Origin of the sequence: Thalassospira sp. A40-3 (genome assembly GCF_015871485.1) — a bacterium.
Taxonomy (GTDB): Bacteria; Pseudomonadota; Alphaproteobacteria; order Rhodospirillales; family Thalassospiraceae; genus Thalassospira; species Thalassospira tepidiphila.
The window spans coordinates 1959523-1975038 of record NZ_CP065428.1 but is presented as its reverse complement, the minus strand read 5'-3'; the positions used below and the strand labels follow the sequence as shown (position 1 = coordinate 1975038).

At 54.7% G+C, this 15516-nt stretch carries 14 protein-coding genes; 3 read left to right on the top strand and 11 right to left on the bottom strand.

What is annotated here, in order from left to right:
- Nucleotides 1-36 precede the first annotated feature (36 nt).
- Both IT893_RS08930 and IT893_RS08925 read right to left on the bottom strand, forming a co-directional pair.
- Nucleotides 37-489 carry an NUDIX hydrolase gene (locus IT893_RS08930; protein WP_063089598.1) on the bottom strand — a complete coding sequence of 151 codons (453 nt, stop codon included), beginning with the start codon at nucleotides 487-489 and terminating at the stop codon, nucleotides 37-39.
- Entirely contained in the window at nucleotides 476-745 is a 270-nt protein-coding gene (locus IT893_RS08925; protein WP_120224738.1) for a hypothetical protein, read from the bottom strand. Before IT893_RS08925 ends, IT893_RS08930 begins: the two co-directional genes overlap by 14 nt.
- 201 nt (nucleotides 746-946) lie before the next feature.
- Between IT893_RS08925 and IT893_RS08920 the strand changes: the two genes are divergently transcribed.
- A complete protein-coding gene (locus IT893_RS08920; protein WP_008891021.1) occupies nucleotides 947-1819 on the top strand; it encodes a DUF502 domain-containing protein in 873 nt (290 codons plus the stop codon).
- A 68-nt stretch (nucleotides 1820-1887) separates the two neighbouring features.
- On the opposite strand, the gene recG is transcribed toward IT893_RS08920, so the two are convergent.
- The gene (gene recG, locus IT893_RS08915; RefSeq protein ID WP_197147496.1) at nucleotides 1888-3975 is read right to left on the bottom strand and encodes an ATP-dependent DNA helicase RecG; all 2088 of its coding nucleotides are present in this window, start codon (nucleotides 3973-3975) and stop codon (nucleotides 1888-1890) included.
- A gap of 226 nt (nucleotides 3976-4201) precedes the next feature.
- Here recG and IT893_RS08910 point away from each other — a divergent pair, with 226 nt between their 5' ends.
- Together IT893_RS08910 and mfd are read left to right on the top strand one after the other, a co-directional pair.
- The gene (locus IT893_RS08910) at nucleotides 4202-4474 is read left to right on the top strand and encodes a succinate dehydrogenase assembly factor 2 (RefSeq protein WP_197147495.1); all 273 of its coding nucleotides are present in this window, start codon (nucleotides 4202-4204) and stop codon (nucleotides 4472-4474) included.
- 7 nt (nucleotides 4475-4481) lie between these two features.
- Nucleotides 4482-7979, top strand: coding sequence for a transcription-repair coupling factor (gene mfd, locus IT893_RS08905; protein WP_197147494.1), 3498 nt, complete (start codon nucleotides 4482-4484; stop codon nucleotides 7977-7979).
- 58 nt (nucleotides 7980-8037) lie between these two features.
- Here the strand turns inward: mfd and IT893_RS08900 are convergent, their stop codons facing one another.
- From IT893_RS08900 to IT893_RS08865, 8 genes are all read right to left on the bottom strand, one after another.
- Complete coding sequence (locus tag IT893_RS08900) at nucleotides 8038-8724, bottom strand: DsbA family oxidoreductase (RefSeq protein WP_197147493.1); 687 nt, start codon at nucleotides 8722-8724, stop codon at nucleotides 8038-8040.
- 6 nt (nucleotides 8725-8730) lie between these two features.
- Nucleotides 8731-9954, bottom strand: a complete 1224-nt coding sequence (locus IT893_RS08895) for a phosphopentomutase (protein WP_197147492.1) — start codon at nucleotides 9952-9954, stop codon at nucleotides 8731-8733.
- Nucleotides 9955-10013: 59 nt separating this feature from the next.
- Entirely contained in the window at nucleotides 10014-10847 is an 834-nt protein-coding gene (deoC, locus tag IT893_RS08890; protein ID WP_252724120.1) for a deoxyribose-phosphate aldolase, read from the bottom strand.
- 181 nt (nucleotides 10848-11028) lie between these two features.
- The gene (locus IT893_RS08885) at nucleotides 11029-12168 is read right to left on the bottom strand and encodes a succinylglutamate desuccinylase/aspartoacylase family protein (RefSeq protein ID WP_197147490.1); all 1140 of its coding nucleotides are present in this window, start codon (nucleotides 12166-12168) and stop codon (nucleotides 11029-11031) included.
- 115 nt (nucleotides 12169-12283) lie between these two features.
- Nucleotides 12284-13030, bottom strand: a complete 747-nt coding sequence (locus IT893_RS08880) for an ABC transporter permease (RefSeq protein ID WP_197147489.1) — start codon at nucleotides 13028-13030, stop codon at nucleotides 12284-12286.
- A 3-nt stretch (nucleotides 13031-13033) separates the two neighbouring features.
- Nucleotides 13034-13726 carry an ABC transporter permease gene (locus IT893_RS08875; protein WP_008891030.1) on the bottom strand — a complete coding sequence of 231 codons (693 nt, stop codon included), beginning with the start codon at nucleotides 13724-13726 and terminating at the stop codon, nucleotides 13034-13036.
- A 114-nt stretch (nucleotides 13727-13840) separates the two neighbouring features.
- Nucleotides 13841-14638, bottom strand: a complete 798-nt coding sequence (locus IT893_RS08870; RefSeq protein ID WP_197147488.1) for a transporter substrate-binding domain-containing protein — start codon at nucleotides 14636-14638, stop codon at nucleotides 13841-13843.
- Between the two features lie 88 nt (nucleotides 14639-14726).
- On the bottom strand, nucleotides 14727-15488 hold the full coding sequence (locus tag IT893_RS08865) for an ATP-binding cassette domain-containing protein (RefSeq protein WP_349678267.1): 762 nt from the start codon (nucleotides 15486-15488) through the stop codon (nucleotides 14727-14729).
- Nucleotides 15489-15516 lie beyond the last annotated feature (28 nt).

Below are 15516 nucleotides of genomic sequence, written 5' to 3'. Positions count from 1 at the left end.
TCTCATTCCGTTGGTCTTGCTCAGATTGTCAGTGGGTCACCCGGATGAGAGCACATCACGTGATTTCGCAATAACTTCAATGGTCTTGTTCCAAAGCGCGTATTTGGTCACTTCCTTGACACTGACCCACTTGGCGTCAGCCGCATCACCGCCAAGCGTGATATCGGGATTAAGCGCCACCGCGACAAAATCAATCAGCGTGTAGTGATATTCGACCTTGTCGTCATCATTGGTGGAAATCATGTCCACCGCATCGACCAGGATCGGGCTTGAGATTTTGACCCCGGTTTCTTCCAGAACTTCGCGGCAAACAGCATCGCGCACCGTTTCGCCCAGCTCCTGCGCACCGCCCGGAAGGCTCCAGGTGCCGGCATGCGGTTCCTTGCCGCGTTGGATCAAAAGAACATGGTCCTTGTGCCAGACAACGGCACCAACACCGACGAGAGGACGCGGTAAAAAGGTTCGCTGATCAAGTTCAGTAATCGTCATCGTCTTCTTCCAAATCATCGTCCGGGTCAGGGACCTCATGCACGACCTTGCCGGTCATTTCTCGGGCCCGAATACCGGGGGTGCCAAGAAACTGTTCTTCGGATTCCGGATGGAGTGACATCACAAAATCTTTCGATGGCGCGTCACCGATGGCGAACTGCCGTGCGGTTTCGTAATCAGGAGCACGTACCTTGGCCGTCTTTATCCCGACCGAACCGTCATCATCGTAAATATATTCAACAATCCAGACCTGCAAAACGTCTCCACAACAATTCTGATCTGCAAATTACGGTTTGTTGGTTGCACCGCAAACTTGAATACTGCTATCACTTTAATAAGCGGGAATAACCCGGCTTTAAGTCCCAGCTTTGCCATATTCTCACGTACAATGACCAAAAGCCAAAGACTAATCTCAAGTTTCGGCTTTTGACATTTGGCTCTTCTGCACAGGTGCTCAATGAACGCCAAGCGCGACGACAACGATGATCCGGAAAACAAAGGTTCGGAGCACGTCCTCCCAAGCCCAGGTATGTTTGCCCGGATAAGAGCCTATTTCCTTACTGGTGTGCTGGTCAGCGCGCCTCTTGCGATTACCTTCGGGCTTGCCTGGTGGTTTATCGAATTCGTCGACAGCAAAGTCATCCCGCTGATCCCGGCGCATTACAATCCGGAATCCTATCTTCCTGTCGGTTATCAGGAATACGGGATCCCCGGATTTGGCCTGTTGGTTATTATCGTTTTCATCACCGTGGTTGGCTGGTTCACGACCAACTTTGCCGGTCGGGCGTTAATTAAGCTTTACGAACGGATTCTTGGCCGTATTCCGGCGGTACGCAGCATCTATGGTGCCGTTAAACAGATCCTCGAAACGGTTCTCGCCAACCAGTCGAATGCTTTTCGTCAGGCGGTTCTTCTGGAATACCCACGCCGCGGGATGTGGGCGATTGGCTTTATCACCGGCGAGACCACAGGTGAGGTGCAAAACCTGACCGAAGACAAGGTCATCAACATCTTCCTGCCGACCACGCCAAACCCGACATCGGGCTTTTTGCTGTTCGTTCCGCGCCGGGATGTTGTCATCCTTGATATGACGGTCGAAGAGGCCATTAAAATGGTGATGTCAGGCGGTATCGTAACCCCGCCGGACCGTCGCCCGGCCGAACAACGCAATCATCCGCAGGTCGCCGCCAAGACCTACGAGGATGTCGATACGTTGCGTGAAAAGGAAAACGTTCCGATTCTGGTGTCGCGCGACATTCCGGCCCGGATGGAAACATCCAAAACGTCCGAGCCGAAGTCAAAAGACGGTAAAACGCCCGAAGACGCGTGATCCCATTGTATCAAATGGCATGAAATACTGAAAAGGGCGCATCCAACCGGTGCGCCCTTTGTTCTTTGTTATCCGGAACGGAAATATCGAACCGCTTCGTCGCGTTCAAACAGGTACAACAACAGACGCAATGCATCGCCGCGCGCCTTCTGCAGATCGGGGTCGCGATCAACGATCAGGCGGGCATCATCGCGCGCAATCGCCAGCAAATCACCATGTAGCTCAAGATTGGCCAGCCGGTATTCCTGAAGGCCGCTTTGACGGGTGCCAAGAACCTCGCCCGCGCCGCGAAGTTTCAGGTCTTCTTCGGCGATGATGAACCCGTCCTCGGTTTCGCGCATGATTTTGAGACGCGCCTTGGAAACCTGTCCAAGCGGACTGCCATACAGCAACAAACAGGTCGATGCCGCATCCCCACGGCCAATCCGCCCGCGAAGCTGATGAAGCTGGGCAAGGCCAAAACGCTCGGCATGTTCAATCACCATGATCGTTGCTTCGGGCACGTTGACACCGACCTCGATCACAGTGGTTGCAACAAGGATGGATGTGTCGCCATTGGCGAACTTTTCCATCACCTCGTCTTTTTCCTTGCCCTTCATCTTGCCATGGACAAGGCCAACATGATCCTGACCAAATAGCTCTGCCAGTACCCGGTACCGTTCATCGGCGGCTTGCAGATCCAGAACCTCGGAATCCTCGACCAGTGGACACACCCAGTAAATCTTGGTGCCGCTGCGCATCGCACGCCCGATGCCGGAAATGACATCATCTACCTTGTCGATCGGCAGTACGCGGGTATCAACCGGTTTACGCCCCGGTGGTTTTTCATCCAGCCTGGAAACTTCCATATCGCCAAAGGCGGTCAGGGTCAGCGTACGTGGAATAGGTGTCGCGGTCATGACCAACACATCAACCGCCTGACCTTTGCCAGCCAGCATAAGGCGCTGATGCACGCCAAAGCGATGCTGCTCATCGACAACCGCAAAGGCAAGATCGTGGAACATCACGTCATCCTGAAACAGAGCGTGCGTTCCAACCGCAATCTGGACGTCCCCATTGGTAAAACCTTCAAGCGCAGCCTTGCGTGACTTGCCCTTATCGCGGCCTGTCAGAATGGCGCATTTGATCCCGATTTTCTCCAGAAGCGGCGAAATGGTTTCAAAATGCTGGCGGGCAAGGATCTCAGTCGGCGCCATGAGGGCGGCCTGACGTCCACATTCAACCGCATTTAACATCGCCATCAACGCGACCACGGTCTTGCCCGAACCAACGTCGCCTTGCAGCAGGCGGAGCATGCGGCCTTCGCTTGCCATATCGTCATAGATATCGCCAAGTGCGCGTTGCTGCGCACCGGTCATGGCAAAGGGCAGGTGATCACCAAGTGCTGCACGCAGGCGTCCATCCCCCTTGGTTACACGCCCGCCAAGCTTGCGCATCTTTGCCCGGATCAATGTCAGGGCCAGTTGATTGGCCAACAACTCGTCATAGGCAAGTCGCTTGCGGGCAGGATGATCGGGTGACAGGTCCGTTTCATCTTGCGGATTGTGGATGGTGTAGAGTGCCGTTTTCAAATCGGGCCATTTGTGGCGCGCGACCAGTGCCGGGTCATGCCATTCTGGCAAATCGGGAAGCGTTTCAAGCGCACCGCGCACCGCCTTGGTCAGCGTCTTGCCCGTAACCCCGGCCGACATCGGATAGATCGGCTCGACCGTCTGGATTTCAGCACGCTCGGCCTCTGTACCAATCCGGTCGGGATGAGTGATCTGATATTCCCCGCGATAATGATCGATCTTGCCCGAAACAATCCGCTTCTCACCGACCGGCAAAACGTCATTAAGGTATTTGGCCCGCGCATTGAAAAACGCCAGTACAAGTGTACCGCTTTGCGTTTTGCAGATCACGCGATAGGGGCGACGACGATTGGGCGCGGGCTCATGGCGTTCGACCCAGACATCCATGGTGACGACCGACCCGTCAATGGTGTCCGAAAGGTCGGGCGAAAACCGGCGATCAATAATGCCCGATGGCAAGTGCCAAAGCAGGTCGGCGACATGTTCCCCGCCAATCAGGCGCGCTACCAACGGCTTTAACCGCGGACCGATACCGGCCAGCGTGTCGATTTCAGCAAAAAGCGGGAACAGAATTTCCGGGCGCATGTCGGTTTTCGTTGAAACTTTCGATGAGAACGTTAATAGAACAATTGTGTTTATGGCACGGGTATACAACAAAACTATCCCGCCACAACCATCAAGTCATCATTTGATACAAAATGACCCGATCACGGCATGGACCCGTAGGAGATTTTGCCGTACAAACCATGCCACAGAACAGGCTGCAGTGGCCTTCCCCAAGGGACTGCACAGGAAGTCAGGAGATCGAAGAATGACCGACACCGTATCGGGCCTTGAAATGCGCCGTAAAAAGCTGCTGTTTCGTGGAAGCCATCGTGGCACCAAGGAGAACGATATCCTGATGGGGCGTTTCATGGACAAGCATCTGGCGACCCTGACGGCAGAACAGCTTGATAGATTTGAAATCCTGATCAATGAAGTACCGGATGCCGATTTCTTCAAATGGGCAACCGGCAAGGAAGCGGCACCTGCACAGTATGACACGGATGTCCTGCGCATGATCCGGGACCTGAGCAACGCCTGACAAGACATTGAACAAACTCAAAGAAATCATATCGACCAACGGTCGCAAACGGGTAGGCGGTGTGCCGGAAGGCGCAGACGCCCTGATCCTGCGTGAACTGCTTGATAGTGCGGGCAAGAACAAGACCGTTCTTCATGTGGCGCGCGATGACAAGCGCATGGCCCAACTGGCGGAGGCATTGCAATTCTTCGCCGGTGAAATCGAAGTCCTGACGCTGCCGGCGTGGGATTGCCTGCCTTATGACCGTGTCTCACCGATTTCGGAAGTCACCGCACGGCGCGTCGAAACGCTGACAACCCTTGCCGACAGCAAGGAGTCCGCAGCCGGCAATGGCCGTATCGTCCTGACAACCGCCGCCGCGGCAATGCAGCGTGTCCCGACCGTTGAGGTCATGCGCAAAGGCAAGCTGGCGTTCAAGGCTGGCAGCGAATATGACCGCGCCGAGCTGACCGCCTATTTCGAGCGCATGGGCTACAACCGTGCAGAACAGGTGATGGAGCCCGGCGACTACGCCGTCCGTGGTGATATTGTTGATATCTTTGCCCCGGGCATGAAGGAACCGGTTCGGCTTGATTTCTTTGGTGACGAGATCGAAAGCATCCGTCGCTTTGATGTCGAAACCCAGCGCACCGTCGGCAAGGTTAAGGAAATTTCCCTGTTGCCCGTCGGCGAGGTCTATCTAGACCCGGATAGCATTTCGCGGTTCCGAAGCAGCTATCGCGAGCTGTTTGGCGCGGTATCGCAGACCGATCCACTTTATGAATCAATTTCCAACGGCCTGAAATATGGCGGGATGGAACATTGGCTGCCGCTGTTTCATGACGGGTTGGATACGATATTCGCCTATGTGCCCGAAACCATCATCAGCCTTGATTATCAATATGGCGAGGTCATCGAAAACCGCCTTGAGATGATCGATGATTATTATCAGGCACGTCTCAATATCAAGGGCGGCGGGCTATCGGGCGACAATGTCTATAAACCGGTGCCGCCAGAACGGCTTTACCTTGACCAGGCAGAGTTTGACCGCATGTTGTCAGACCGCCCGGTTCTGGAATTCTCGCCCTATTACGATGATGAAAACCCCGAACGCGGTATTTACGATCTTGGTGCGCGGGCAGGGCGCGATTTCGGCGATGTGCGTGCGCGTGCGGACGTCAATCTGTATGACGAACTCCGTGATTTCATCACCACACAGCGCGGCAAGGAAAATCAGGTTGTTATCGCAGCCTATTCGGATGGGTCGCGTGATCGCATCGTGTCATTGCTGCGCGAGCATGGCGTGGGCAAAGTCGTTACCTGCGAATGCTGGGAAGATGTTACCGACGATCTCACCTTTGAGCATGTCGGCGTCGTCATCCTCGATATCGAACGTGGTTTCCGGCGCAAGGGCCTTTGGTTTGTTACCGAACAGGATATCCTTGGCGACCGCATGAGCCGCCCGGGTGGACGCCGTCGCAAGGCCGACAATTTCCTGCGTGAGGCGTCCGAGATTTCAGAAGGTGACCTTGTTGTCCACCTCGAACACGGTATCGGGCGCTATCTGGGCCTGAAAACCGTGACAGCTGGCGGCGCACCGCATGATTGTCTCGAGCTTGAATATGACGGCGGCGATAAACTGTTTGTTCCGGTCGAGAATATCGAGGTCCTGTCGCGTTATGGATCGGACGAGGGGATCTCGATCCTTGATAAGCTCGGCGGTGTTGCCTGGCAGGCCCGTAAGGCCAAGCTGCGCGAACGCATCCGCGATATGGCAGGCAAGCTGATCAAGGTTGCCGCCGAACGTCATCTGCGCAAAGGCGCCATGCTTCAGGCACCTGAGGGTGCTTATGACGAATTCTGCGCCGGTTTCCCGTTTGCCGAGACCGAGGATCAGGCACGCGCCATCCGCGATACCCTTGATGACCTGTCGGCTGGCAAGCCAATGGATCGTCTCGTTTGCGGCGATGTTGGCTTTGGCAAGACAGAGGTCGCAATGCGTGCGGCCTTTGCCGCCGTGATGTCGGGCAAGCAGGTAGCTGTTGTTGCGCCGACGACACTTCTTTGCCGGCAGCATTACCTGAATTTCAAGGAGCGCTTTGAAGGCCTGCCAGTGCGGGTTGAACAGCTGTCGCGCCTTGTCACTGGCAAGAACGCCAAACTGGTCAAGGCGAACCTCGAAAGCGGCCATGTCGATATCGTCTGTGGCACCCATGCGCTTTTGGGTACGGGTGTGCATTTCAAGGACCTAGGTCTTCTGATCGTTGACGAGGAACAGCATTTCGGCGTCAAGCACAAGGAACGCCTCAAGGAACTGAAATCCGATGTGCATGTCCTGACCCTGACCGCGACGCCAATCCCGCGGACCTTGCAACTGGCCCTGACCGGGGTGAAGGAACTTTCGATCATTGCCACACCGCCGGTAGACCGTTTGGCGGTGCGCACCTATATCACCCCTTATGACCCGGTTGTCGTGCGCGAGGCCATCTTGCGCGAACGCCACCGTGGCGGCCAGATTTTCTATGTTTGCCCACGGGTCAATGAACTTGACCGGGTTGCCAAGGAACTTCAAAACCTTGTGCCGGAAATCAAGTTTGATGTGGCGCACGGCCAGATGGGCGCGCGTGACCTTGAACAGGTCATGACCGATTTCACCGACCGTAAGTTTGATTTGCTGCTTGCGACCAACATTATTGAGTCCGGTATTGATGTTCCAAACGCCAACACGATGATCATTCACCGGTCAGACATGTTCGGCTTGGCGCAGCTTTATCAGTTGCGTGGCCGTATTGGACGTTCCAAGCAGCGTGCCTATGCCTATCTGACCTTGCCCAATGGCAAGAAACTGACGGCGACCGCGCTTAAACGACTGGAAGTCATGCAGACCCTTGACAGTTTGGGTGCCGGGTTCAATCTGGCGAGCCACGATCTTGATATTCGCGGGGCAGGGAACCTGCTTGGTGAAGAGCAATCCGGCCATATCAAGGAAGTCGGGATCGAGCTTTATCAACAGATGATCGAAGAAGCCGTGGCAGAAGCCAAGGGCGAGATTGATGCATCCGAAGAAGCAAGTTTCGTCCCGCAGATCAATATCGGCATGCCGGTTCTGATCCCGGATCGCTACGTGCCGGACCTTGGTGTGCGGCTTGGTCTTTATCGCCGTATTTCTGAACTGAGATCGCGTGAAGAGGTCGACCAGTTTGCCGCCGAAATGATTGACCGGTTTGGCAAATTGCCCAAGGAAGTCGAAAACCTTCTGGATGTGGTCACCATCAAACAATGGTGTCGGGTTGCCAATATCGAGAAACTTGATGCGGGCCCGAAAGGGGCACTCATCACGCTTCGGAATAACGAGTTCCCGAACCCGGCCGGTTTGATCGGCTTCATCCAGCAACAGGTTGGTGTCGCCCGCCTGCGCCCGGACCACAAGATCGTCTATTCCGCAGGGTGGGATGGTCCGACTGACCGGCTTGAAGGCCTCAAACGATTGATGAAACGGCTTTCGGATATCGCAGGAAACGCATAAAGAAAAGGCGGGTAACAAATTGTTATTCCGCCTTTTTCAATTCTCAATGGGCTCTTGTTTAGACCGGAATTTCTTCCTGCCGCGCCAGTCGGATCATACGTTGAAGGATATCGGGTTCCTGTGCGCCGGACAGGGCATGGCGGCTGTTAAACAGGAAGCACGGTACACCGGTTACACCCATCTGATGCGCGACCCGGTTTTCCTGACTGACAAATTCCCGGTCCATATCACCGGCAAGATATTCAAGAATTTCGTTTCTGTCTTCGCCATGGCGAACTGCGATATCGGCCAGGAGTTCATGATTGCCGATATCCTGACCTTCAAGGAAATAGGCCACGAACAGATCTTCGACCAAATCATTGCCAACCGCTGGCCGTTCTGCGCACACCTTGTAGATCAGGCGATGAGAGTCCGTTGAATCCGGCGTTACGTTGATCAGATCAAACCTGAACGGGATACCGACTGCAGCCCCGGCATCCTCGATCGCCTTGTAAACCCGCTCAGCACTTTCGCTTCCGCCGAACTTTGCGGATAGATAAAGTTTGCGATCAATGCCGCCGCTCGGCATATCCGGGTTAAGCAGGAAAGGGCGCCAATGAATGATAAGGTTATCAAGCTTTTCGCGTGACAACGCCTTTTCAAGGCGCTTCTTGCCGATATAGCACCACGGACAAATCGTATCTACAATCGCCTCGATCCTGATCGGCGAATTTGATGCTTCACTTTGTCCGAACTGCCAGTTCATTCCACTTTATCCATTCAAGAAAGACGTTCCGGTCGCCAGCGGCGCAATCCCGAGATGGTCGGCAACCGTTTGACCGATATCGGCAAAGGTTTCGCGCATCCCGAATGGTCCTGGCGCAATCGCCGGTCCGAAGGCAAGGATCGGCACGAATTCGCGTGTATGGTCATTGCCGCGCCAGGTCGGGTCACACCCGTGATCGGCGGTAATGATCACCAGATCACCGGGCTTTAACGCGGCGCGCAGTTCCGGAATTCGTTGATCAAATTCCTCAAGCGCGTTTGCATACCCGGCGACATCACGACGGTGACCGAATTCCATATCGAAGTCCACCAGGTTGGTGAACACAATGCTGTTATCCGGGGCTTCGTCGATTTCTTTCATCATGGCATCAAACAGCGCCATGTTCCCCGACGCCTTGACCTTTTTGGCGATCCCGCGATGGGCATAGATATCGGCGATTTTACCAACCGAAATCACCGTGCCACCCGATTGGCTGAACAGATCAAGCAGCGTTGGTTTATGGGGCGGAACGGCAAGATCACGACGGTTCGAGGTCCGCTTGAAATCAGCAGGCGTTTCACCAAGGAACGGGCGGGCAATTACACGCCCGATATTGTAGGGTTCAACCAGTTTGAAGGCGATTTCGCAGACTTCATACAGGCGATCGAGGCCAAAATGCTCCTCGTGGGCGGCAATCTGAAACACACTGTCGGCCGAAGTATAGCAAATCGGCTTGCCGGTTTTGATATGCTCTTCGCCAAGCTCTGCGATGATGGTCGTGCCCGATGCATGGCAATTGCCAAGAATGCCTGGCAGCTTGGCCTGTTCGATCAGGGCATTGGTCAGCTCCGCCGGGAAGGTCGGGACGGTCATGGGAAAATAACCCCAGTCGAAATCCACCGGCACACCGGCAATTTCCCAATGGCCACTTGGCGTATCCTTGCCGCGCGATAGTTCCTTGGCATGGCCAAATGCGCCGATCATTGCACCGCCATGATCAAGCCCGGGCGGGACACGACCTGTGGCATCCTTGGCAGCCTCGCCAAGACCAAGTGCGACCATGTTCGGCACATTCAGGGGACCACTGCGCTTGTCGCTATCGGCAAGGCCTTTGGCACATTGTTCTGCAATGTGGCCAAGGGTATCAGAACCCTGGTCACCAAATTTTGCCGCGTCCGGTGCCGAACCGATCCCGAAGCTGTCCGCCACGATAATGATGGCACGTGCCATTGATGTCTTCCTTCAAACCTTATCCGGGCAATGCGATGCCCAGCAGATAGTCATAAATTCTAGTAGTTGCCAGTCGCAGCCGGTGCATCACCCGGTTTGGAACCACAGGTTTCAAGCAACGCGGTCAAAACGCCACTTGCCCCGAAACGGAAGGTTTCCGGTTTTGCCCAGCCATCGCCCATGATGTGATCGGCAATCGCAAGATAAAGGGCGGCGTCCTCGGTTGATTTAACTCCGCCGGATGCCTTGAAGCCGGCATCAATACCATCCTCGTCGCGGGCATCGCGAATGGCTGTCAGCATTGCAACCGCGGCTTCGGGCGTTGCGCCGACAGATACCTTGCCGGTCGATGTCTTGACGAAATTCGCACCATGCTTGATGGCAAGCCGGGCGGCGTCGTAAAGTTTGCCAAGATCTTCAAACTCGCCGCTTTCAAGGATGACCTTCATGGTGGTCATCGTTCCGCAGGCCGTGCGCGTGGCATCGACAACATCCGTTGCAGTCGCGGCATCGCCATCAAGAAACGCCTTGTAGGGGAAGACAAGATCGATCTCGTCTGCGCCCTTGGAAACGCAATTTGCGGTCTCATCGGCGACACGCTGGGCATTGGTGCCGCCTTCGGGGAAGTTCACCACGGTTGCGGTTTTCACACCTGACTGGCCCAGTGCCCGCCAAGAGGTTTCGATAAACGGGGCATAGACGCAAACAGCAGCTGTGTTTCCCTCAGGCGTTTGCGCGCGTTTGCACAGGGCTTCGATGACCTGTTCATTGTCATCATCATTCAGGCTGGTCAAATCCAGAACAGAAATCGCACGGCGTGCTGTCGCGGCATCTGGCACGGCCTTGTTCTTGGCAACTGAAATGACTTCTGAAACAGTTTTCGGATCGAACATCAAACATTCCTTGCAACGCGCACTGCGCGGTTCGTCAATATCGGCAAAATCGGTGACCATCTGGCCCGAATGAGAAAGACGGATCAACGACGGCCTGAAGGGTATCCAACCTTCATTCGGCAATCAATCGATCCGTCTCAAAATACAGTTTCAATCAGAATGCGGAAACGTCAAAGGCGCGCTATTTCGACAGAAGAAGCTGACCTTCACGTCCTTCAAGCGGTTTTTCACCCGCGACCGAGCATAGATATCCGCCCGGAACGACAAGCCGAATACCGATGCGGGAATACAGCACCCCGTCGGTTCGGCTTGAGAACGGGGTTTTCTCGCCGGTTTCACAATCAAGAACATAGCCGAGCTCCTGACCCGCATTGACTTTTGCGCCAGCATCAACCGCGAAAACAACCATGCCACCATGTGACGCCATCACGCGATCCACACCGGCAAGCGGGGTGGCATCACATTTGGCTTCGGGCAGGGGGCCCGGATCACCTGCAATCAGTCGACGGCGCTGCAGGAACTTGAACAGATTGGCGGCGTCTGCGATTGCGTAATCATCATAGACATCGCGATCACCGCGCAGTTCGATCGTAGTTGCAAGTGTGGCCATCGGGATCGGGAATTTGTCGCCATAGGCACGGCGAAGTTCGACCCAGGGGCGGCTGAATGCCTCGTCAAACGGGTTGTCGCCACTGATTTCTGCGATCAGGCTGCATTCCGATCCAATCTGTGCCGACAGATCCGCTGCATCCGGCCAGTTATGGTCGCTGATGTAAAGATGCATCGGTGCTTCCCAGTCGCAATGCAGGTCCATCACGTAATCGGCATCAATCGCAAGCTCCGCCAGTGTCAGACGCAAATCCTGCAGATCTGTCAGCGGGCTGACATCCTTGCGGTGTTCCTTTATCAGGCGGCGCAACTCGGTCCGGATCAATGCAACGTTGGCCTCGGCATCCTGACCCAGTTTGCCGTCAACAGCATCAATAAGTGCTGCACTCAGATCCGGATAGTGACGGTTAAAGTTCTGACCACTGCGCATTTCGAAGCGGCCAAGCGGCTTCATATCGACATACTGGGTAAAACCGATCGGATTGGCGAAGGGAACAACAACGATTTCGCCGGTGATGTCGCCCTTGGCGTCTGCTTCCTTCAGAAGTGCCTCAAGATGGTGCAGCGTTATGACGCCGGGCAATTCATCGGCATGCAAGGCCGCCTGAAAATAGGCCTTTGGGCCTTGGCCCGGTTTGCCAAAGCGCCGCACGGTCAAAGCGCGCGAGGTGCCCATTTGTGGGCGGACGAGTTCAATGCGTTCTTCTTGCATTTCGAAATCCTGAAAGGTGGTGGCGTGGGGCAAATCAACCCGGCCGGATCAAGGCACCTTCGACGCCACGCCGACAGGTACCTGTCTCCGAATACCGGGTTTGATCGGGAATTTTTTAGGCCGAGGTTACTGCTTTTGCTCTGCCTGTTTTGGGTTCGCTGCGCTGCTCACTGCGACGCAGATAGCGTTCGATCCCCTTGAAACCAAAGGTCAGCGAGTAAACGATAATCAAATATATCACACCGGCCGATATGAACGCCTCATAGGGAAGGGCGGTACGCGCAACGATCTTACGCGCAGCACCGGTCAATTCCATCATGGTGACGGTCGATGCCAGCGACGTCGCCTTGAGGGTAAAGATCACATCGTTGGTGTAGGCTGGCCAGATCATCTGCCACATGCGGGGAAAGATAATGCGCCGATACGTAATCCACGGCGACATACCGCATGCACGGGCGGCTTCGAGTTCACCATTCGGCACATTCTGGATGCCGCCGCGCATGATTTCGGCAACATAGGCCGCCGTGTTCAGAACGAAGGTCAGCAGACAATACCAATACGGGTCGCGCAGATAGGTCCAGGTCCAGTGATCCTGAATGCCGTCGATGTTGGCAATCAGCTGCCCGACGCCATAATACATCATGAACAACTGCCCGATCAGCGGCGTTCCACGGAACACATAGATGAAGGCAAAGGGCAGGGCCTGTATCCATACCTTTTTCGAAACACGCGCCACAGCCAACGGAATGGCCAAAAGCGTGCCAAGAGTTACCGAAATCACCAGTAGCTCGATGGTCAGCAAAAAGCCGCGCCATAGCCAGGTATCGTACTTGCCAAGAACGTATATGAAATCTTCAAACATCTGCTACGCCCTCGCCACACCGCGGGCAGCCCGCTTTTCAAGATAGTTGAAGACCAGCAGCGAAACCGTTGTAAATGAAAGGAACATAAGCATCGCCACCAGATAGAAGGTAAACGGTGCCTTCTCTGTTCCGGCGCCAATGGCGGCCTTTCGCATGATTTCCTCGACACCAACAACCGAAATAAGCGCGGTGTCCTTGATCAGAACCTGAAACAGGTTGTTAAGCCCGGGCAGGGCGAAACGCCAAAGTTGCGGTAGCTTGATGCGCATGAAAATCTGCATCGGTGTCATGCCGCACGCTGTCGCGGCCTCGATCTGACCAATGGGGATCGATTGCATGGCGGCACGGAAAACTTCGGATGCGAACGCACCCTGAACCAGGGCCAAAGCAGCAACACCTGACCAGAATGCGGGAATATCCACGCGGGTTTCCTCGCCGGAAATCGCTTCGGCAAGGCTTTGGACAGCAATGGTGCCGCCGAAATAAATCAACAAAATAACAAGCAGCTCGGGAATGCCGCGAATAAGAACGGTATAGCTTTCCCCGATCACACGTAGCGTGCGATAGCGCGACAGCTTTGCTGAGGCACCTAATAAACCAATAACAATCATGAATGGCAAAACGGTCAGGCAAAGCTGAACTGTGACCAGTCCCCCTTCAAGCATCTGCCAGCCGCGGCCGTATAAATCAAGCATGGTATCTCCAGCTTTCCTTGATGCCGAACGTGCTTTTCACCCCTGATTAAAAGCAACACCCAACAATAAGGGAGGGGCGGCGAACAATTCGCCGCCCCGGATAGATTAGGCAGATCAATTCGGATGCAGATCGATCGCCGGGAAGTATTTCTTGTTCAGTTCTTCGTAAGAACCGTTTTCAAGCATTTCAGCCAGGGCTTTGTTGAAGATTTCCTTCAGGTCCTGGTCTTCCTTGCGAATACCGATACCGGCACCTTCGCCAAACCATTCGCTCGGTGCGAACTGGTTGGAAACGAAGCCGTAACCGTTGCCTTCTTCGGAGTTTACCCATGCTTCGAGGGTGCCGGAGTCAGCAAGGGTCGCATCTACGCGGCCAGCGGTCAGGTCAAGCAGGGCTTCGTCCTGGGTACCGTACATGCGGATTTCGATACCCGGGAAGTTGTCTTCAAGGAAGTTTGCGTGCGTGGTCGAACGCTGAACACCGATCACCATGCCATCAAGCGCGTCTTCCATGACTTCGCCGTCTTTGTAAGCGGTGATGCTCATGCCGTCCTTACCAACGAACACTGCCGGCGTGTTGCTGTAGTAGTCGGAGAAATCGATGGAGCGCTTGCGCTCTTCGGTGATCGACATCTGAGCGATGATCGCGTCATATTTCTTGGCCAAAAGACCCGGGATCATGCCGTCCCAGTCCTGAGCAACGATTTCGCATTCGATCTTTGCGGTTTCGCAAAGCTTGTTGGCGAAATCAACGTCGAAACCGATGAGGTTGCCATTGTCGTCCATCATGTTGAACGGAGGGTAGGCACCCTCGGTCGCGATAACGACTTTTTCCCAGGCAGCACTTGCTGCCGAAGCACTCAGTGCAATGCCAATTGCTGCGGCAGATGCAACCTTGATCCAGTTTTTCATTCATAGTCTCCCTTGTTGATTGGAATGGCGCGCAACGACGTGCTCCCATTCTTGCGGCCAGAGCCAACCAGGCCCTGGTCTGCCCAAATCAGAAATCGCGCTGAAGAAACTGCTTCATGCGTTCCGATTTTGGATTCTCGAATACATCGGTCGGATAGCCGAATTCCTCAACCCGTCCCTGATGCAAATACATCACATGACTTGATACACCGCGCGCAAAGCCCATCTCGTGGGTCACGACAAGCATCGTGCGGCCTTCCTCCGCAAGATCGGTCATAACCCTGAGAACTTCACCGACCAGTTCCGGATCAAGTGCCGATGTCGGCTCGTCAAACAGCAAGACGTCAGGTGAAATCGCAAGCGCGCGCGCAATGGCCGCACGCTGTTGCTGACCGCCAGAGACATGACCGGGATAATAATCCCGACGTTCATACATCCCGACCTTTTGCAGCAACGCGTCTGCATTTTCGATTGCTTCTTTTCTCGGAACACCAAGCACGTGGATCGGTGCTTCGATGACATTCTCAAGAATGGTCAGGTGGCTCCAAAGATTGAAGCTTTGAAACACCATCGCAAGCTTGGTGCGAATACGCTGAAGCTGCTTCTTATCGGCGGCTTCCTGTGAGCCATCCTTGAGCCTCTTCATGCGGATCAGTTCACCTTTGACGTGAACAGCGCCAGCATTGGGCGTTTCAAGCAGGTTGATACATCTCAGAAACGTACTTTTGCCCGAACCGGACGAGCCAATAATCGAAATCACGTCCCCGGTGTTGGCCGTAAGATCAATTCCTTTAAGAACTTCATGGTCCCCAAAGCTTTTGAACATCCCTTCGACCTGTAGGGCGGGTATGTCTTTGCTCATAACGAGTTTAAATTAT

Bases quoted from the DNA above. Each gene is read 5' to 3' on its own strand.
- IT893_RS08910 (WP_197147495.1), top strand. From the start codon at position 4,202: ATGACCGACACCGTATCGGGCCTTGAAATGCGCCGTAAAAAGCTGCTG.
- IT893_RS08900 (WP_197147493.1), bottom strand. From the start codon at position 8,724: ATGAACTGGCAGTTCGGACAAAGTGAAGCATCAAATTCGCCGATCAGG.
- IT893_RS08875 (WP_008891030.1), bottom strand. From the start codon at position 13,726: ATGCTTGATTTATACGGCCGCGGCTGGCAGATGCTTGAAGGGGGACTG.
- deoC (WP_252724120.1), bottom strand. From the start codon at position 10,847: ATGTTCGATCCGAAAACTGTTTCAGAAGTCATTTCAGTTGCCAAGAAC.
- IT893_RS08930 (WP_063089598.1), bottom strand. From the start codon at position 489: ATGACGATTACTGAACTTGATCAGCGAACCTTTTTACCGCGTCCTCTC.
- IT893_RS08880 (WP_197147489.1), bottom strand. From the start codon at position 13,030: ATGTTTGAAGATTTCATATACGTTCTTGGCAAGTACGATACCTGGCTA.
- IT893_RS08885 (WP_197147490.1), bottom strand. From the start codon at position 12,168: ATGCAAGAAGAACGCATTGAACTCGTCCGCCCACAAATGGGCACCTCG.
- IT893_RS08920 (WP_008891021.1), top strand. From the start codon at position 947: ATGAACGCCAAGCGCGACGACAACGATGATCCGGAAAACAAAGGTTCG.
- IT893_RS08895 (WP_197147492.1), bottom strand. From the start codon at position 9,954: ATGGCACGTGCCATCATTATCGTGGCGGACAGCTTCGGGATCGGTTCG.
- recG (WP_197147496.1), bottom strand. From the start codon at position 3,975: ATGCGCCCGGAAATTCTGTTCCCGCTTTTTGCTGAAATCGACACGCTG.
- IT893_RS08870 (WP_197147488.1), bottom strand. From the start codon at position 14,638: ATGAAAAACTGGATCAAGGTTGCATCTGCCGCAGCAATTGGCATTGCA.